Below are 18,474 nucleotides of genomic sequence, written 5' to 3'. Positions count from 1 at the left end.
TGCCCCTTGCAAGGGGGTTGGCGGAGCGACACGAAGTGCGCGCAGCCTGGGGGTGTGCTCATTTCAGGCCACCAGCTTTTCATGTTCGAGAGGTTTCGCGGGCGCAGGCACGGCCCGCATGATCCGATCGATGAGGGCGTCCGGCGTGAGGCCTTCGGACAGGCCTTCGTAGGACAGCGTCACGCGATGGCGCAGCACGTCGGGCACCAGTGCGCTCATGTCCTCGGGCAGCGCGTAGCTGCGGCCGCGCAGCAGCGCGAGCGCTCGCGCGCCCTCGGTCAGGTGAATGCTGGCGCGCGGGCTGGCGCCGAAGGTGATGAAGCGCTTCATGTCCTTGAGCCCGTGCTTGTCGGGCGTGCGCGTGGCAGACACCAGCCGGACCGCGTACTGGATCAGCGAGGGATCGACATAGATGCGCCGCGCCTCGGCCTGCAGCAGCGCGAGCTGGTCGGTGGTGGCGACCGGCACCGCCGCGACCGGCGGACCGATCACGCGCTCGACGATCACGAACTCTTCCTCGTCGGTGGGATAGTCGACCAGCACCTTCATCATGAAGCGGTCGACCTGGGCCTCGGGCAGCGGGTAGGTGCCTTCGGTCTCGATCGGGTTCTGCGTCGCCATCACGAGGAAGGGCCGCGGCACCGGGTGCGAGACGCCTGCGATGGTGACCTGCCGCTCCTGCATCACCTCGAGCAGCGCGCTCTGCACCTTGGCGGGTGCGCGGTTGATTTCGTCGGCCAGCAGCAGGTTGGCGAAGACCGGGCCGAGCGAGGTGCTGAAATCGCCGGTCTTCTGGTTGTAGATGCGCGTGCCCACGAGGTCGGCCGGCACCAGGTCGGGCGTGAACTGGATGCGCTTGAACTGGCCGCGCACGGTGTCGGCCAGCGTGCGCACGGTGAGCGTCTTGGCAAGGCCCGGCACGCCTTCGACCAGCAGGTGTCCGCCGGCCAGCATTGCGACCATCACGCGTTCGAGAAAACGGTCCTGGCCGACCACGATGCGCTTGACCTGGTAGAGGATCTGCTCCATCAGTTCGGCGGTGGCGCTCGCGCTCGCGTCGGCGCTCGATTCGGTCTCTGTGCTCATGCGTGTGCTTTCGGAGAATGATCGGGGGAAGGGATCAGAAAGGCGGCGAGCCGATGGCGGAGGCGGCGTTCTCGATCGGCATCGCGAAGCCGATGCCGATGAAGGTGCGTTGCTGGGTCGGGTTGAGGATGGCGGTGACGATGCCCACCACCTCGCCGTCCATGTTGATCAGCGGGCCGCCCGAATTGCCCGGATTGGCGGCGGCATCGAACTGGATCAGGTTGCCCAGTTCCTGCTTGCCCTCGGGCGAGCGGAACGAGCGGTTGAGGCCCGACACCACGCCGGCCGATACCGACGGGCCGATGCCGAACGGAAAGCCGACGGCCGCGACCTGATCGCCCGGCCGCAGGTCGGCGGTCGAGCGCATGGTGGCCGGGATCAGGTCGTCCGGCAGCTTCTGCGCCTGCAGCACGGCGAGGTCGTTCTCGGGCTGTGTGCCGGTGATGGTGGCGGGCGACTCGAGGCCGTCGAAGAAGGTGACCTTGATGGTCTCGGCGCCGGCGACCACGTGCAGGTTGGTGAGGATCACACCCTTGTCGACGATCACCACGCCGGTGCCGACGCCGCGCTCCACCTGCTGCCCGGGCGCCGCGGTGGCGTCGGCCGGGCGACCCTTGGCCAGGTTGCGGCCGCGCTTCTCGGTCCTGGCTTCGGGCGTGGTCTTCTCGGTGCCGTAGCTCACCACGCGCACCACCGACGGCCGGATGATGTCCGCGGCCTTGGCGGCCGGCGAGGGCAAGGTGTTGGTCTGCAGCGTATGAAGCACTGCCGCGTCGATGTCCTTCTGCGTGAACTGGTGCGCACGCTGAGGCCACCACAGCGCGGCGCCGCTGCCGCCCAGGCCGATGCACAACGCGAGCAGCACCCAGAAGCTGCGGCGGCCCGGCTGCCAGCGCGACACGGGCGGCGGCATCGGCGCGCCCGGTGCTTGCGGCTCGGCGGCATCGGAACCGTCGGGCATTCCGGGCGCCGCCGCATCCTGTGGCGCGCGGGTCGAGCGGCTGTAGAAAGCAGGCCTGCGCATCGGGCACCTCCGGCAAAAACGACGCTTGGAAGAGGCACGGTAGCACGCTTTGCGCGGTCGTGCATGCGTTCGGGCATCATCGCGCGATGGCCGCTTTCGTCGATACCCACTGCCACCTCGACGCACCCGAATTCGGTGCCGAGATGCCCGCCATCCGGGCACGCGCGGCGGCCCGGGGTGTGACGCTCTGTGTCATTCCCGCGGTGGCTGTTTCCAATTTCGCGGCGGTGCGCGAGCTCGCACACGGCCAGGGCGACGCGTATGCGCTCGGCATCCATCCGATGTGCACCGGCCGGGCCTCGGAGGAGGATCTTGCGCGGCTCGATGCCGAACTTGCCGCACGGCACGACGACCCGCGCCTGGTCGCGGTGGGCGAGATCGGACTCGACTTCTTCGTCGACGGCCTGGACCCTGAGCGGCAGGCGCATTTCTTTCACACCCAGTTGCAACTCGCCCGCAGGCACGCGCTGCCGGTGATCATCCATGTCAGGCGCTCGGTGGACCAGGTGCTCAAGCACTTGCGCCAGGCCGCACCGGGACAGGCATGGCATGGCATCGCGCATGCCTTCAATGGCAGCGAACAGCAGGCGCGGGCCTGCATCGGGCTCGGGCTCAAGCTCGGCTTCGGCGGCGCGGTGACCTTCGAGCGCGCCTTGCAGTTGCGCCGGCTGGCGACGGCGCTGCCGCTCGATGCCCTGGTGATGGAAACCGATTCGCCCGATATCCAGCCGCAATGGCTCTATCGCGCGCAGGCGCAGCGCGCGGCAGGCGCAGCGCAGGGCCGCAACGAGCCGGGCGAGCTGCCGCGCATCGCCGAGGTGGTCGCCGGCCTGCGCGGCATCGGGATCGCGGCGCTGGCCGAGGCCACCACGCGCAATGCGGTGGCGGCATTGCCGCGTCTGTCTTCGCTGATCGGCGTGTCGGTCGGCGACCCACAGCATGCGTAGGTCAAGCGCCCGTCTTGCCGCTTCGTGGGTCGGCAACGGATTTTTGGTGTCATCCTTAACGCCTGAGCAATCGTTGCATCCCAGTGGCAACTCAGTCACTCCATCCATCCAAGGAGCTTTCCTCATGAACAAATCCCTCATCCGCCTCGTGCCCGCCGCTCTTGCCGTGGCCCTGGCGTCCATCGGCTTCTCGGCCGTGGCGCAAACACAGCCGTCGACTGCGCCCAGCACCGTCGACAAGGTGGAGAACACCGGCAAGGAAGCATGGGACGCCACCAAGAGCGGCACCAAGAAGGCCTACAACGCCACCAAGCGGACCACGAAGAAGGCCTACCACGCGACCAAGCATGGCGCCAAGAAGGCCGTCGGCGCCACGGAGCACGCGGCCGATGCCACCGGCCATGCCGTGAGCAATGCCGGCACCAAGGCCGCCGACAAGACCCGCGAGGTCGGCGACAAGATCGGCGAGAAGATCCCCGGCACGCCCCAGAACGAAGCCGCCAAGAAGCCCTGAGTCCCTTGGCCGGCCTGATCGCAAACCCGCTTCGGCGGGTTTTTTTCGTGCGCGTGCGTTCATGACGCCGCGGCTCGCGGGCCTCGCGCCGCTGGTCTCGCGGGACACACGGGTGCTGGTGCTCGGCAGCTTTCCCGGCGGCCGGTCGCTGGCCGAGCAGCAGTACTATGCCCACCCGCAGAACCACTTCTGGAAGATCTTGCAAGCCATCTGGCCCGACAGCCCGCTCCCCGCGGGCGCAGACAACTACCCGGCACGCGGCGCATGGCTGCTCGCGCGCGGCCTGGGCCTCTGGGACGTGTATGCCGCATGCGAACGGGAAGGCAGCCTCGATTCGGCCATCCGCAACCCGGTGGCGAACGACATCGCCGGCCTCCATCTGCCCCGGCTGGCCGCGATCGCGCACAACGGCGCCGAGAGCTTCAAGCATGCGCGCCACACCCAAGGCCTCGGCGTGCCGGTCTACCGGCTGCCTTCGTCGAGCGCGGCCAATGCGTCGTGGAGTTTCGAGCGCAAGCGCGAGACCTGGCAGGGCGTGTTCCACCAGCACGGGCTGGTCTGATGGCAGTCCGAAAGGCCGCGACGGCTGCGCTGCCGGAAGTCAATTTCTCCGACTGGGGCGACGTGCGCTACCTGCACCTCGGCACCGAGTGGGTGCAGGGCTCGATGAAGCTCGACGCGCCCTTCGAGATCGAGCTCGAGTACGTGCAGCGCATGATGGCCTGGCTGCTGTTCGTGGAGCCCGGCAGCGTGGCGCACCGCCATGCGATGCAGCTCGGCCTGGGTGCCGCGAGCCTGACCAAGTTCAGCCGCAAGACGCTGCGCATGCGCACCACCGCGATCGAATTGAATCCGCAGGTAGTGGCCGCCTGCCGCGGCTGGTTCAAGCTGCCGGCGGATGACGCCAGGCTGGAGGTCGTGATCGCCGATGCGGCCACCGAGATCCGGCAGCCGCGCTGGCTCGGCACGGTCGATGCGCTCCAGGTCGATCTGTACGACCACGAGGCCGCCGCGCCGGTGCTCGACAGCGAAGCCTTCTATGCCGACTGCCGCGCCTTGCTGTCCGAGGACGGCTGCATGACGGTCAACCTGTTCGGCCGTTCGTCGAGCTACGAGCGCAGCCTCGACAAGATCGCGGCCGCCTTCGGCCGCGATGCGCTCTGGGCCTTCCGGCCCACGCGCGAAGGCAATACCGTGGTGCTGGCGCAGCGCACTGCGACCCGCCCGAAGCGGCCCGAGCTTGCCGAGCGCGCCCAAAGCATCCAGACTCGATGGGGCCTGCCTGCGCCGAAATGGCTGCGGGTCTTCAAGACGCTGACCTGACCATGAGTGCCGTTTCTTCCCCTGCAGCTTCCTCCCGCCACGAAGGCCCGCTCGATCTGCGGCGCGTGATCGAGTGGCTCGCCAAGGACGGCGTGATCTCGCCGGTCGAGGCCAAGCGCACGCTCGCGCGCTGCGCGCAGGCCGAGAGCCGGCAGGGGCCGCTGCTGCGCCTTGCCAATGTCGCGATGACGCGCGAGAGCGACGGCAAGCCGCTCGACCTGGAGATGCTCAGCGAGTGGCTGGCCGGGCGCGCCGGCCTGAAGTACCTGCGCATCGATCCGCTCAGGGTCGATGTCGGCAAGGTGGCCGACACGATGAGCGCGGCCTATGCCGAGCGCCACAAGGTGCTGCCGGTGCAGGTCACGTCCAGCGAGGTGGTGGTGGCCACGGCCGAGCCCTTTCTCACCGACTGGGTGTCGGAGGTCGAGCGCCAGTCGCGGCGCACCGTGCGGCGCGTGGTCGCCAACCCGGTCGACATCCAGCGCTACACGGCGGAGTTCTTCGCGCTGGCCAAGTCGGTGCGGGCGGCGCAGAAGGCCGGCAGCAATACGGGTGGCGCCAGCTTCGAGCAGTTGGTCGAGCTCGGCAAGAGCAACAAGCAGCTCGATGCCAACGACCAGAGCGTGGTGCAGGTGGTCGACTGGCTCTGGCAATACGCCTTCGACCAGCGCGCCAGCGACATCCATCTCGAGCCGCGGCGCGAGCAGGGCGTGATCCGCTTTCGCATCGACGGCGTGCTGCATCCCGCCTACCAGATGCCGATGGGCGTGATGAATGCGATGGTCTCGCGCATCAAGCTGCTCGGCCGCATGGATGTGGTCGAGAAGCGCCGGCCGCTGGACGGCCGCATCAAGACCCGCAACATCCGCGGCGACGAGGTCGAGATGCGCCTGTCGACCTTGCCGACGGCCTTCGGCGAGAAGATGGTGATGCGGATCTTCGATCCCGACACCGCCGTCAAGGACCTCGATGCGCTCGGCTTCGCTCAGCACGATGCAGAGCGCTGGGAGCATCTGGTGACGCGGCCGCACGGCATCATCCTGGTGACCGGGCCGACCGGCTCGGGCAAGACCACCACCCTCTATTCCACGCTCAAGCGCGTCGCGACCGAAGAGGTGAACGTGAGCACGGTCGAGGACCCGATCGAGATGATCGAGCCCTCCTTCAACCAGACGCAGGTGCAGCCGCAGCTCGACTTCGGCTTCACCGAGGGACTGCGTGCGCTGATGCGGCAGGACCCGGACATCATCATGGTCGGCGAGATCCGCGACATCGCCACCGCCGAGATGGCGGTGCAGGCCGCGCTCACCGGCCACCTCGTTTTCAGCACGCTGCACACCAACGATGCGCCCAGCGCGATCACGCGCCTGATGGAGCTGGGCGTGCCTTCCTACCTCGTCAACGCCACGATGCTCGGCGTGCTGGCGCAGCGCCTGGTGCGCACGCTGTGCACGCATTGCAAGCAGCCCGATGCGTCGATCACGCGCGAGAAGCTCGCGGAGTTCGTGAAGCCGTGGCAGATCAGCGGTTCGGTGCGCGCGTACAAGCCGGTCGGCTGCGTCGATTGCCGCATGACCGGCTACATGGGCCGCATGGGGCTCTACGAGCTGCTGACGATCGGCGAGGACTTCAAGGCGCTGGTCAACAAGGAACCGAACCTGGCCGGTCTGCGCAAGCGGGCCGTGCTCGACGGCATGCGCCCGCTGCGCCTGGCCGGCGCGCTGCGCGTGGCCGAGGGCGTCACGACCATCGAGGAAGTGTTGAGCGCGACGCCGCCGCTCGAGTCCTGACGCTGCGGGAATACCCTGAATCTTCGGTAGGTGGAACCCACATCAATCTGACTCTCACCTGACTCCACAATCGCCCGATCGATTTTTTCGTGGAGACTGTTCGTGAGAATAAAGAGTCAGAAGGACTTCTTCGCCGGGCTGATGTTCGCCGTCGTCGGCATCGGGTTCGCGTGGGGCGCCACCACCTACACCGTTGGCAACGGCGCGCGCATGGGCCCCGGCTATTTCCCGCTCATGCTGGGCGTCGTGATGGCGCTGATCGGCCTCGGCATCATGTTCGCCGGCCTCGCCGTCGAAACCACCGACGGCGACAAGATCGGCAAATGGGCCTGGAAGCAGGTCGTCTTCATCCTCGGCGCCAACCTCGCGTTCGGCGTGCTGCTCGGCGGATTGCCGAGCATCGGCCTGCCGGCCATGGGGATGATCCTCGCGATCTACGCGTTGGTCATCATCGCGAGCCTCGCAGGCAGCGAGTTCAATCTTCGCAAGGTGCTGATCCTGGCCACCGTGCTGGCGGTCGGCAGCTACGTCGCGTTCATCTGGGCCCTCAAGCTGCAGATCCAGGTCTGGCCGACCTTCATCACGGGCTGAGAAAAAAATGGACCTGATCAACAACCTCTCCATCGGTTTCGGTGTCGCCTTCACCTTCACCAACCTGCTGTACTGCCTGATCGGCTGCATCCTGGGCACGCTGATCGGCGTGCTGCCGGGCATCGGCCCGGTGGCCACCATCGCGATGCTGCTGCCGGCCACCTACGCGCTGCCGCCGGTGTCGGCGCTGATCATGCTCGCGGGCATCTACTACGGCGCGCAGTACGGCGGCTCCACCACCGCCATCCTGGTCAACCTGCCCGGCGAGTCGTCCTCGGTCGTGACGGTGATCGACGGCTACCAGATGGCCCGAAGAGGGCGTGCCGGACCTGCACTGGCCGCCGCCGGCCTGGGGTCGTTCTTCGCCGGTTGCGTGGGCACCTTGATCCTGGCGGCCTTCGCGCCGCCGCTGACCGAGTTGGCCTTCAAGTTCGGGCCGGCCGAGTACTTCTCGTTGATGATCCTCGGCCTGATCGGCGCCGTGGTGCTGGCCTCGGGCTCGCTGCTCAAGGCCATCGGCATGATCGTGCTGGGTCTCCTGCTCGGCCTGGTCGGCACCGACGTCAACTCTGGCGTCGCGCGCTACAGCTTCGACATCCCGGAGCTGACCGACGGCATCGGCTTCGTCGCGATCGCGATGGGCGTGTTCGGCTATGGCGAGATCATCGCCAACCTGTCGCGGCCCGACGACGAGCGCGAGGTCTTCACCGCCAAGGTCTCGGGCCTGTTCCCGACCAAGGAGGACTTCAAGCGCATGCTGCCCGCGGTCCTGCGCGGCACGGCGCTGGGTTGTTCGCTCGGCATCCTGCCCGGCGGCGGCGCCTTGCTGTCGGCCTTCGCGGCCTACACGATCGAGAAGAAGACCAAGCTGCACCCCGGCGAAGTGCCCTTCGGCAAGGGCAACATCCGCGGCGTGGCGGCGCCCGAGTCGGCCAACAATGCCGGCGCGCAGACCTCCTTCATCCCGCTGCTCACGCTGGGCATTCCGCCCAACGCGGTGATGGCGCTGATGGTGGGCGCGATGACCATCCACAACATCCAGCCCGGCCCGCAGGTCATGACCAGCAACCCCGAGCTGTTCTGGGGCTTGATTGCCTCGATGTGGATCGGCAATGCGATGCTGGTGGTCCTGAACCTGCCGCTGATCGGCATGTGGATCAAGCTGCTGTCGGTGCCCTACAGGTACCTGTTCCCGGCGATCGTGCTGTTCTGCGCGATCGGCGTGTACTCGACCAACAACAACACCTTCGACGTCTGGATGGTCGGCGCCTTCGGCTTCATCGGCTACCTGTTCTTCAAGCTCGGCTGCGAACCGGCGCCGCTGCTGCTGGGCTTCATCCTCGGGCCGATGATGGAGGAGAACCTGCGCCGCGCGCTGCTGCTGTCGCGCGGCGACTGGAGCGTGTTCGTGTCGCGGCCGATCTCGGCCGGGCTGCTGGCCGCCGCCGTATTGCTGCTGGTGATCGTGCTGCTGCCTGCGGTCAAATCCAAGCGCGAAGAGGCTTTCGTCGAGGATTGAATCCGGCGTCACGAGCCCGGCTTGCGCGGCGGCTGAATGTGCTGCCTCGCCATGGCCAGAAAGGCCATGGCGGCCGGGCTGAGCGGATGCTTGGCCAGGCGCACGGCGACCACCGGATATTCCAGCACCGGGCGCGTGACGGCCACTGCCCGCAGATTGGCGGGCATCAGGACGTCCACATAGCGCGGCAGCAGTGCGACGCCAGCGCCCGCCTGGATCAGGCCGAATGCCGTCGACAGCATCGACACGTGGTGGACCCCGCGCGAGACCTTGACCACGCTCGACAGCTGCCGGCTGACGGACCGCCACACATTGGCGTCCGGATTGACATGGATGAAGGGCAGCGACTCCAACTGCCTGGCATCGATCGCCGTTCCCTTGGCCAGGGGATGATCCTCACGCACGAACACGGCCATGCGCTCGCTGAAAAGCGGCTCCGTCGCGAGTTCCGAGTGCTCCTGGCCGATGTCCGAACCGAAGCCGAGATCGGCCTCCTGCGAGAGGATGCGCGAAATCATCTGCTCGGCCGTGCTGTCCATCAGCGAGGTCGCGAGCGCAGGAAAGCGCACCGAAAAGCGCCCGAGCAGCGGGGGCAGCAGGGCGGCTGCCGTCAGATGTCCGACCGCCAGCACCACGCGTCCCTCGCGCAGTTGGGACTGCGATCTGCAGGTGCGCACCGACTCGTCGATCAACCGAAGCGTGCGCACCGCCGTGTCGACCATCATCTGGCCCGCGTTGGTGATGCGGATGCGGCGACCGCGCACGAGCAGCGGTTGACCCAGATCGTGTTCCATGCGCTTGATCAGGTGGCTGATCGCGGGCTGCGTGAGCTGCAAGGCCTCGGCCGCGAGCGTGAAGCTACCCGTCTCGGCGACCGCTGCCAGGGCCCGGAGCTGCTGCAGCGAGATCTCTTCGGAGGCCGATCTTGTCATCACTATGGTTCATAGTTCGATAATCTGGATTATCTGGCTTGATGGCTCGTGCTTGCTTAGCATTCGCTTTCCTCCATCGAGATTCACAATCCAGCAGCACCATGAAACGAATCCTGTTCCTCCAGGCGTGCGCCGCAGCGCTTTGCCTGGCCGTATCTTCCAGCGGCCTTGCGCAGGGCTATCCGTCCAAGCCGGTCCGTCTGGTCGTGCCTTTTCCGGCCGGGGGTGCGACCGATCTGTTCGCGCGCACGCTGGGCCAGAAGATGAGCGAGAAGCTCGGCGCGCAACTGATCATCGACAACAAGCCCGGCGCAGGCGGCGCGATCGGATCCGACTACGCCGCCAAGGCGCAGCCCGACGGCTACACGCTGCTGCTGGCGACCAGCAGCACGCACTCGATCGGGCCTTCGATCAACAAGCTGCCCTACGACGTGGTGCGCGACTTCACGCCGATCGCGCACGTCGGCGACGCGCCGAGCATCATGCTCGTGCCCAACGATGCGCCGGCGAAGACGGTGCGCGAATGGATCGACTACGCGAAGAAGAACCCCGGCAAGCTCAACTACGCCTCGAGCGGCAACGGCACCATCGTGCAGCTCACGGCCGAGCTGTTCAAGTCGCAGGCCGGTGTGTTCGTCACCCACATTCCCTACAAGGGCACGGCGCTGGCGATCCCGGATCTGATCAGCGGCAAGGTGGACGTGCTGTTCGATTCGCTGCCCACCGGCATGCCGCACGTGCGCAACGGCCGCTTGCGCGCGCTGGGCGTGACGTCCCTCAAGCGCAGCCCGCTGGCGCCCGAGCTGCCGCCGATCGCCGACACGCTGCCTGGCTTCGAGTCGAACACGTGGTTCGGGCTCTATGGCCCGAAGGGCCTGCCGGCCGACGTGGTGACACGCGTCAACACGGCGGCCAACGAGGCGCTCAGCGACCCCGAGGTGCGCGACAAGCTGGCGCGCCTGGGCATCGAACCGGCGACCAGCACGCCGGCACAGCTCGCCACCCTGGTCGCGCAGGACGCCGCCAAGTGGAAGAAGATCATCATCGACCGCAAGATCATTGCCGATTGAGACCATGAAATTCGATTACGCCAACCCCTACACCTCGACGCGCATTCCGGTCTTCGCACGCAATGTCGTCTCGACCTCGCACCCGCTGGCAGCCCAGGCCGGGCTGCGCATCCTGCAGCAGGGCGGCAATGCCGTCGATGCCGCGGTGGCGACCGCCGCCGTGATGACGCTGGTCGAACCCGTCAGCAACGGCCTGGGCAGCGATTCCTTCTGCATCCTGTGGGACGGCGAGCGGCTGCACGGCCTCAATGCCTCCGGCTGCTCGCCGGAGACCTGGACGCCCGAGTACTTCCGCCGCAAGTACGGCAACAACGCCGCCACGCCGCCGCAGCGCGGCATGGATTCGGTCACCGTGCCCGGTGCCGTCGGCAGCTGGGTCATGCTGTCCGAACACTTCGGCAAGCTGCCCTTCGAGGACCTGATGGCGCCGGCCATCGAGATCGCCGAGCGCGGCTACCTGGTGCCGCCGGTGGTGCAGCAGAAGTGGGCTGCGGCGACGCCGATCCTGCAGTCCCATCCGGGCTTCGCGCAGACTTTCCTGCCCTGGGGCCGCGCGCCGCAGGTCGGCGACCTGTTCAAGTTCCCGGCGGCCGCGCGCGCGCTGAAGGCCATCGCCGCCACCAAGGGCGACGCCTTCTACAGCGGCGAGATCGCCGAGGCGATCGAGCGATTCTCCAACGCCAACGGCGGCAGCCTCAAGGTGCGCGATCTCTCCAACTGGCGGCCCGAATGGGTCGAGCCGATCTCGCAGACCTACCGCGGCCACACGCTGCACGAGATCCCGCCCAACGGCCAGGGCATCGCGGCGCTGATCGCACTCGGCATCCTCGAACACTTCGACATGGCGTCGATCCCGGTCGACTCGGTCGCCGCGCAGCATCTACAGATCGAGGCCATGAAGCTCGCCTTCGCCGACACCTACCGCTACGTGTCCGACCCCTCGTCGATGGAGCTGAGCCCACTGCAAATGCTCGATGGCGCCTACCTCGCTTCGCGTGCCAAACTCATCAACGTGAAAAAGGCACAGGACTTCAAGGCCGGCAACCCGGTCAAGGGCGGCACCATCTACCTCACCGCGGCCGACGAGCGCGGCATGATGGTGAGCTTCATCCAGAGCAACTACATGGGCTTCGGCTCGGGCTGCGTGGAACCCGAGTTCGGCATCAGCCTGCAGAACCGCGGCCACGGCTTCACGCTCGACGAGAAGCATCCCAATGGGGTCGAGCCGCGCAAGAGGCCGTTCCACACCATCATTCCCGCCTTCCTCACCAAGGACGGCAAGCCGGTGATGAGCTTCGGCGTGATGGGCGGCAACATGCAGCCGCAGGGCCACATGCAGACTCTGGTGCGCATGCTCGACCACGGCCAGAACCCGCAGGCGGCCTGCGACGCGCCGCGCTGGCGCTTCAACAGCGGCCTCGAGATCAACGCCGAAGGCAGCATGGACCCGGCCATGGTGCAGGGCCTGGGCGAGCTCGGCCACCAGGTCCAGGTCATCAACGACTCCTACCAGGACTTCGGCGCCGGCCAGTTCATCTGGCGCGCGGGCGATCCGGCGGTCGAGGGCTACGTGGCGGCGAGCGATGCGCGCCGCGACGGCCAGGCCGCCGGGTACTGAGCGTCGATGCAGGCAGGCGCCACGACAGGGCAACCCGCTCACAAGCCGGTCGGATCGGGGCTTCTTCTCGCGACCTTCGGCGCGATCGCGTTCAGCGGCAAGGCGATCATCGTCAAGCTGGCCTATCGCTACGGCGTCGATGCGGTCACGCTCATCATGCTGCGCATGCTGTTCGCGCTGCCGATGTTCGCGCTGATGGCCTGGTGGGCCGGGCGCGGCAAGCCGGCCCTCACGCGGCGCGACTGGACCGGCGTGCTGGCGCTGGGCTTCTCGGGCTACTACCTCTCGAGCTTCCTGGACTTCGCCGGCCTCGCCTACATCACGGCCAGCCTGGAGCGGCTGGTGCTCTATCTCAATCCGACGCTGGTGCTGCTGTTCGGATGGATCGTCTACCGGCGGCGCATCACGCGCTGGCAGGTCGCGGGCATGGCGGTCAGCTACATGGGGGTGCTGCTGGTCTTCGGCCACGAGGTGCAGCTCGGGCAAAGTGCGAGTGCCGCCTGGGGCACGCTGCTGGTCTTCCTCAGCGCCGTCAGCTATGCGGTCTACCTGGTCGCGAGCGGCGAGTACGTCAAGCGGCTCGGCTCGCTCAGGCTGGTGGGCCTGGCGACCAGCGTGGCCTGCGTGCTGTGCATCGCGCAGTTCGTGCTGCTGCGGCCGGTGGGCGCGGCGCTGGCCGTGGCGCCCGCGGTGATCTGGCTGTCGATCCTCAATGCCGTGCTGTGCACCGCCGTGCCCGTGCTCGCCGTGATGATGGCGATCGAGCGCATCGGCCCCGCCCTGGCGGCGCAGACCGGCATGGTCGGGCCGCTATCGACCATCCTGATGGGCGTGGTTATCCTTGGTGAACCTTTCACGGCATGGATCGCGGCGGGCACCATCCTGGTCATCGCCGGCATCTTTGTCTTCACACGAACGGGGCGCTGAGCCCGAAGGAACGAACATGGATCTGGGAATCGCAGGCAGGACCGCGCTGGTGTGCGGCGCGAGCAAGGGGCTCGGCTTCGGCTGCGCCGAGGCGCTGGTGCGCGAAGGCGTCAACGTGGTGATCGTGGCGCGCGGCGCCGAGGCGCTGGCGGCCGCGGCGGCGACGCTGTCGAAGGCCGCGGCCGGGCATGCCGCCGCACCCTTCGTGAAGCAGGTCGCGGCCGACATCACGACCCCCGAAGGCCGCGCGGCCGTGTTCGCGCTGCACGAGGACTTCGACATCGTGGTCACCAACGCCGGCGGCCCGCCGCCCGGCGACTTCCGCGAATGGGACCGCCAAGCATGGATCAAGGCGGTCGACGCCAACATGCTGACCCCGATCGAGCTGATCAAGGCCACGGTCGACGGCATGGCGGCACGCGGGTTCGGGCGCATCGTCAACATCACCTCGAGTTCGGTGAAGGCGCCGATCGACATCCTCGGCCTGTCCAACGGCGCGCGCAGCGGGCTCACCGGTTTCGTCGCCGGCGTGGCGCGCACGCCGCTCGCCGCCAAGGGCGTGACGATCAACAACCTGCTGCCCGGCTCCTTCGATACCGATCGGCTGAAGGGAACCCTGGCGGGGGCGGCCCAGAAAACGGGCAAGGATGTCGAGGCCATCCGCGCCGCGCGGCAGAAGAGCATTCCGGGCGGGCGCTTCGGAACGCCGGCGGAATTCGGTGCCATCTGCGCCTTTCTCTGCAGCATGCATGCGGCCTACATGACCGGGCAGAACGTGCTGGTCGACGGCGGCGCCTATCCCGGAACCTACTGATCACCAGGAGACATCACCATGAGCAGCCGCAGCAAAGCCGTGCGCATCGATCGCAACGGCGGTCCCGAAGAACTGAAGATCGTCGATGTCGAGGTCGGCGATCCCGGTCCCGGCGAGGTCCGCATCCGCCACAAGGCCGTGGGCCTGAACTTCATCGACATCTACCAGCGCAGCGGTCTCTATCCGTTCGCGATGCCGCTGCAGCTGGGCATGGAGGCCGCGGGCGTGATCGAGGCGGTGGGCGAGGGCGTCACGCACTTGAAGGCCGGCGACCGCGCCGCCTATGCCGGCCAGCCGCCGGGCGCCTACTGCGAGCTGCGCGTGATGCCGGCCAAGTTCATCTGCAAGCTGCCCGACGCGATCTCCTTCGAGACCGGCGCCGCGATGATGCTCAAGGGCATGACGGCGCAGTACCTGCTCAAGAAGACGCTGCCGGCCGAAGGCCTGCAGGCCGGCGACTTCATCCTGTTCCACGCGGCCGCGGGCGGCGTCGGCCTGATCGCATGCCAATGGGCGAAGGCGCTCGGCCTGCGGCTCATCGGCACGGCCGGCACCGATGCCAAGTGCCAGCTCGCGCTCGCGCATGGCGCGGCCCATGCCATCAACTACAGCACCGAGAACTTTGCCGAGCGCGTCAAGGAGATCACCGGCGGCAAGGGCGTGAAGGTGGTCTACGACTCGGTCGGCAAGGACACCTTCGAGGGTTCGCTGAACTGCCTGCGGCCCTTCGGCCTCCTGGCCATCTTCGGCAATGGATCGGGGCCGGTGCCGCTGTTCAATCTCGGTCTGCTCGCGTCCAAGGGCTCGCTCTACATCACGCGGCCGACGCTGTTCACCCACATGGCGACGCGCGAGAGCACGCAGGCGATGGCCGACGACCTGTTCGCGGTGGTCGAGAGCGGCGCGGTGAAGATCTCGATCGACCAGCGCTATGCGCTGACCGACGTGCAGCAGGCGCATCGCGATCTCGAAGCGCGCAAGACCACGGGTTGCACGATATTGACTCTGTAGCGTCCGCCTCCGGCGGCGCTCCCTCCAGAAATACTGCGGAACCGGCTTCGCCGGGCCGCAGGTATTGCCCCCGGCAGGGGGGTGGCGAAGCGACACGAAGTGCGCGCAGCCTGGGGGCGAGCAATTATTCCAGCGTTCCCAGGCGCGACTCGCGCATTCGCGTGGGCGCGAGCGCCCCCGCCGATTCCAGGATCGGATAAGCGATCGAGCAGATGTGCGAGTTGATGCGCTTGAGCTCGCTGATGAGGTCGATGTGCAGCGAGCTGGTCTCGATGCTCAGAGCGGTCTGGTCCTGCAGCCGGCCGAGGTGGGTGGTCGCGTAGGCGCGTTCGAGGTCGCGAAAGCGCGCCTTCTCCTCCAGCAGCTTCTGGGCGTCGCGCACGTTGCCGTTGAGGAACACGCTCATGCTCAGGCGCAGGTTGGCCACCAGCCGCTCGTGCAGCTCGACGATCTCCGCCATGCCGGCCTCGGAGAAGTTGCGCTGCGGCTTGATCTTCTTGTCCTCGATGTCGATGATGACGCGCTCGATGATGTCGCCGATCTGCTCCATGTTGATGGTGAAGCTGATGATGTCGGTCCAGCGCCGGCTCTCCTCCTCGCCCAGCGCCGCACGTGAGATCTTGGTCATGTAGTACTTGATGGACGAGTACAGCTGGTCGACCGTGTCGTCGAGCTTGCGCAGCTCCTGCGCCAGGCGCAGGTCGTTGTGGCGGATCACGTTGAGCATGCCGATCAGCATGGTCTCGACCACGTCGGCCTGGTGCAGCGCCTCGCGCGCCGCGTTCGAGATGGCGAGCGTGGGCGTCGACAGCGCCGACGGATCCAGGTGCTGCTGGCGCCGCGTGGCGACCGGCTCGTCGGGCACCGGCAGCAGGCGCGTGACCAGCCCGGCGACCGCGTCGGTGAGCCCGATGAAGGCAAGGCTGAAGATCACGTTGAAGGCCAGGTGGTAGAGCACCACCAGCTGCGTCGAATCGGACACGTAGGGCCGCACCTCGCGCAGCCACAGGCCCACGAAGGGCGCCGCGATGGCCACGCCGAAGATCTTGAACAGCAGGTTGCCCACCGTCACCTGCCGCACCGCGACCGCGGACTTGGCCGTGGTCAGCACCGCGAGCAGGCCGCTGCCGAGGTTGGCGCCGAGCACCAGGCCGAGCGCGACGTCGAGCGGCACCACGTTCGAGCTCGCCATCGCGGCCACCAGCAGCACGACCGCCAGGCTGGAGTACGCCACGATCGCGAGCGCGGCGCCGATGGTGATCTCGAGCAGCACGTCGCTGTTGAGCGAGGCCAGCAGCGCGCGCATCGCCGGCGCCGAGAACAACGGGCCGGTGGCTTCCACGACCAGCTGGAGCGCGAGCAGCATCAGGCCTAGGCCGATCAGCACCCGCCCCACGCGCCCGGCCACGGTGGACGGCCGCGTGATGAAGAGCACCACGCCGAGGAAGATGAACAGCGGCGACAGCCAGGACAGGTCGGCCGAGAACAGCACCGACATCAGCGCCGTGCCGATGTCGGCGCCGCGCATCACCGCGAGCGCGGCCGGCAGCGTGACCAGGCCCTGGCCGACGAAGGACGAGGTCATCAGCGAGGTGGCGGTGCTCGACTGCACCAGCGCCGTCACGCCGATGCCCGACAGCGCCGCGGTGAAGCGGTTGCGCATGCTCTGCACGAGGATCTTGCGCAGGTTGGCGCCGAAGACGCGCAGCACGCCGGTGCGAACGAGATGGGTGCCCCATACCAGCAGCGCGACCGCTGCCAGCAGATTCAACAGATGCTTCATGGAAGGCGAAGACTATACGCTGCGCATCGGCGCCGGAATCAATCGATCGGTGCGTCGTCGTCGTTGAAGGGGTAGGGCCCTTCGAAGCTGCCGCTGGGCGCGAGATGGGTCACGAGCCGGCCGCCTGCGCGCCATGCGTGGATGCGAAAACCCGGCGGCTCCAGCATCCAGGCCGCGGGCGCGTCGGGGGCGAGGTCCAGGCAGACCTGGTGCGCCGGTCCCGGCGCCGTGGAGGCGATGCTGCCACCGAAGCGCACGTCGATGGCCCGGTGCAAGTGGCCGCAGATCACGCGTTCGACATTCGGGTGCTGCGCGATCAGGGCCTCGAGCGCCTCGGCGCCTTCGAGCAGGCCGATCTGGTCCATGTGGCCGATCAGCGTCTCGAAGGGCGGATGGTGCATCGCGACGATCACCGGTTCGTCGCGGTACAGCGCGAGTTGTTCCGCGAGCCAGCCGAGCCGCTGTGCGCACAGGGCGCCGTGGCTGTGGCCGGCCACGCAGGTATCGATGGCGATCAGCCGCAGGTCGCCGATGCGCACTGCGTACTGGATGAAGCCGCCCTGGCCGAGGTAGGTGTGCGCCGGGAAGCCGGCGCGCAGCGCGTCGCGGTCGTCGTGGTTGCCGGGCATCAGGTAGACCGGCATCGGCAACGGCGCCAGCAGCTCCTGCAGATGCGCGTACTCGGCCGCGGCGCCGAAGTCGGTCAGGTCGCCGGTGATCACCACCGCATCGGGACGCTGCTTCAGGCGCAGCACGCATTGCACGGCGCGCTGCAGGTACGGCGCGGTGTCGATGCGGCCGTAGGCGAGCCGGCCCGGTTCGCGGATGTGCAGGTCGGTCAGCTGGGCGAGGAAGGTGGTCATTCGGCGAGCTCCTGGAAAATCATCAGGCGATCGGAATCGATCCGGATGCCGACGTTATCGCCCGGACGCAAGGCGATGTCGCGCGGCAACCCCTTCGGGAAGCGGGGCTACTTGCCGCGGCGGACGCGCCGCAGCTCGTCGAGGATCAGGCAGATCGCGCCGAGCGTGATCGCGCTGTCGGCCAGGTTGAAGGCCGGGAAGTGCCGGCCGCCGAGGTGGAAGTCGAGGAAGTCGACCACGTAGCCATGCATCATGCGGTCGAGCACGTTGCCGATCGCGCCGCCGAGGATGGACGCCATCGCGAAGGAGAACAGCTTCTGCCCGGCATGCGACTTCAGCATCCAGACGATGAACAGCGCCGCCACGATGCCGATGGCGGTGAAGAACCAGCGCTGCCAGCCCGTCGCGCCCGCGAGGAAGGAGAAGGCCGCGCCGGTGTTGTGGGCGCGCACGATGTTGAAGAAGCCGGTGACGACGGTGGTGTCGCCCCAGGCGTAGTAGCCGAGGATCAACGTCTTGGTGAACTGGTCGAGGATCAGGACCACCAGCGCGAGGCCGAGCCAGGGCCAGATGCCTGTGGCGGGCGAAGCGTAGACGCGGCGGGTGCTCATTGGAATCCCTTCGTGCTTCGCACTGCGGCGCGAGCTTGCTTGGGGCGGCCC

General features: G+C 67.6%; 18 protein-coding genes. 12 read left to right on the top strand and 6 right to left on the bottom strand.

What is annotated here, in order from left to right; genetic code table 11:
- Positions 1-63 precede the first annotated feature (63 nt).
- The gene (locus WDLP6_RS20695) at positions 64-1,086 is read right to left on the bottom strand and encodes an AAA family ATPase (protein ID WP_162593863.1); all 1,023 of its coding nucleotides are present in this window, start codon (positions 1,084-1,086) and stop codon (positions 64-66) included.
- Positions 1,087-1,120: 34 nt separating this feature from the next.
- Positions 1,121-2,110, bottom strand: coding sequence for a trypsin-like peptidase domain-containing protein (locus WDLP6_RS20690; RefSeq protein ID WP_162593862.1), 990 nt, complete (start codon positions 2,108-2,110; stop codon positions 1,121-1,123).
- 86 nt (positions 2,111-2,196) lie between these two features.
- On the opposite strand from WDLP6_RS20690, the gene WDLP6_RS20685 reads away from it, so the two are divergent.
- The 7 genes from WDLP6_RS20685 to WDLP6_RS20655 all read left to right on the top strand — a co-directional run bounded on the left by WDLP6_RS20685 (position 2,197) and on the right by WDLP6_RS20655 (position 8,794).
- On the top strand, positions 2,197-3,057 hold the full coding sequence (locus tag WDLP6_RS20685; protein WP_162593861.1) for a TatD family hydrolase: 861 nt from the start codon (positions 2,197-2,199) through the stop codon (positions 3,055-3,057).
- A gap of 124 nt (positions 3,058-3,181) precedes the next feature.
- Positions 3,182-3,571: a hypothetical protein gene (locus WDLP6_RS20680; protein WP_162593860.1), complete on the top strand. Its 390-nt coding sequence runs from the start codon at positions 3,182-3,184 to the stop codon at positions 3,569-3,571.
- Positions 3,572-3,632: 61 nt separating this feature from the next.
- Positions 3,633-4,133, top strand: coding sequence for a DNA-deoxyinosine glycosylase (locus tag WDLP6_RS20675; RefSeq protein ID WP_232077167.1), 501 nt, complete (start codon positions 3,633-3,635; stop codon positions 4,131-4,133).
- Positions 4,133-4,894 carry a spermidine synthase gene (locus tag WDLP6_RS20670; RefSeq protein ID WP_162593858.1) on the top strand — a complete coding sequence of 254 codons (762 nt, stop codon included), beginning with the start codon at positions 4,133-4,135 and terminating at the stop codon, positions 4,892-4,894. The genes WDLP6_RS20675 and WDLP6_RS20670 overlap by 1 nt, the downstream gene beginning before the upstream one ends.
- A 2-nt stretch (positions 4,895-4,896) precedes the next feature.
- Positions 4,897-6,684 carry a GspE/PulE family protein gene (locus WDLP6_RS20665; RefSeq protein WP_162593857.1) on the top strand — a complete coding sequence of 596 codons (1,788 nt, stop codon included), beginning with the start codon at positions 4,897-4,899 and terminating at the stop codon, positions 6,682-6,684.
- A 102-nt stretch (positions 6,685-6,786) separates the two neighbouring features.
- Complete coding sequence (locus tag WDLP6_RS20660) at positions 6,787-7,275, top strand: tripartite tricarboxylate transporter TctB family protein (RefSeq protein WP_162593856.1); 489 nt, start codon at positions 6,787-6,789, stop codon at positions 7,273-7,275.
- A gap of 7 nt (positions 7,276-7,282) precedes the next feature.
- Positions 7,283-8,794 carry a tripartite tricarboxylate transporter permease gene (locus WDLP6_RS20655; protein WP_162593855.1) on the top strand — a complete coding sequence of 504 codons (1,512 nt, stop codon included), beginning with the start codon at positions 7,283-7,285 and terminating at the stop codon, positions 8,792-8,794.
- Positions 8,795-8,802: 8 nt separating this feature from the next.
- On the opposite strand, the gene WDLP6_RS20650 is transcribed toward WDLP6_RS20655, so the two are convergent.
- Positions 8,803-9,726: a LysR family transcriptional regulator gene (locus tag WDLP6_RS20650; protein ID WP_162593854.1), complete on the bottom strand. Its 924-nt coding sequence runs from the start codon at positions 9,724-9,726 to the stop codon at positions 8,803-8,805.
- 101 nt (positions 9,727-9,827) lie between these two features.
- Between WDLP6_RS20650 and WDLP6_RS20645 the strand changes: the two genes are divergently transcribed.
- The 5 genes from WDLP6_RS20645 to WDLP6_RS20625 are packed head-to-tail and all read left to right on the top strand — an operon-like array spanning position 9,828 to position 15,166.
- The gene (locus WDLP6_RS20645) at positions 9,828-10,796 is read left to right on the top strand and encodes a Bug family tripartite tricarboxylate transporter substrate binding protein (RefSeq protein ID WP_162593853.1); all 969 of its coding nucleotides are present in this window, start codon (positions 9,828-9,830) and stop codon (positions 10,794-10,796) included.
- Between the two features lie 4 nt (positions 10,797-10,800).
- Entirely contained in the window at positions 10,801-12,414 is a 1,614-nt protein-coding gene (locus WDLP6_RS20640; protein ID WP_162593852.1) for a gamma-glutamyltransferase family protein, read from the top strand.
- 6 nt (positions 12,415-12,420) lie between these two features.
- On the top strand, positions 12,421-13,341 hold the full coding sequence (locus WDLP6_RS20635; protein WP_162593851.1) for a DMT family transporter: 921 nt from the start codon (positions 12,421-12,423) through the stop codon (positions 13,339-13,341).
- 16 nt (positions 13,342-13,357) lie between these two features.
- The gene (locus tag WDLP6_RS20630) at positions 13,358-14,155 is read left to right on the top strand and encodes an SDR family oxidoreductase (RefSeq protein ID WP_162593850.1); all 798 of its coding nucleotides are present in this window, start codon (positions 13,358-13,360) and stop codon (positions 14,153-14,155) included.
- Positions 14,156-14,173: 18 nt separating this feature from the next.
- Complete coding sequence (locus WDLP6_RS20625; RefSeq protein ID WP_162593849.1) at positions 14,174-15,166, top strand: quinone oxidoreductase family protein; 993 nt, start codon at positions 14,174-14,176, stop codon at positions 15,164-15,166.
- Between the two features lie 124 nt (positions 15,167-15,290).
- On the opposite strand, the gene WDLP6_RS20620 is transcribed toward WDLP6_RS20625, so the two are convergent.
- From WDLP6_RS20620 to lspA, 3 genes are all read right to left on the bottom strand, one after another.
- Entirely contained in the window at positions 15,291-16,949 is a 1,659-nt protein-coding gene (locus WDLP6_RS20620) for a Na/Pi cotransporter family protein (protein WP_162593848.1), read from the bottom strand.
- Between the two features lie 38 nt (positions 16,950-16,987).
- On the bottom strand, positions 16,988-17,812 hold the full coding sequence (locus WDLP6_RS20615; RefSeq protein WP_162593847.1) for a phosphodiesterase: 825 nt from the start codon (positions 17,810-17,812) through the stop codon (positions 16,988-16,990).
- A gap of 107 nt (positions 17,813-17,919) precedes the next feature.
- Entirely contained in the window at positions 17,920-18,423 is a 504-nt protein-coding gene (gene lspA / locus WDLP6_RS20610) for a signal peptidase II (RefSeq protein ID WP_162593846.1), read from the bottom strand.
- Positions 18,424-18,474: the final 51 nt, after the last annotated feature.

It is taken from the genome of Variovorax sp. PBL-E5 (assembly GCF_901827185.1).
Lineage (GTDB): Bacteria > Pseudomonadota > Gammaproteobacteria > Burkholderiales > Burkholderiaceae_C > Variovorax.
Note: the sequence above shows the minus strand (reverse complement) of the source record. Positions and strands in the feature narration are given on the sequence as shown.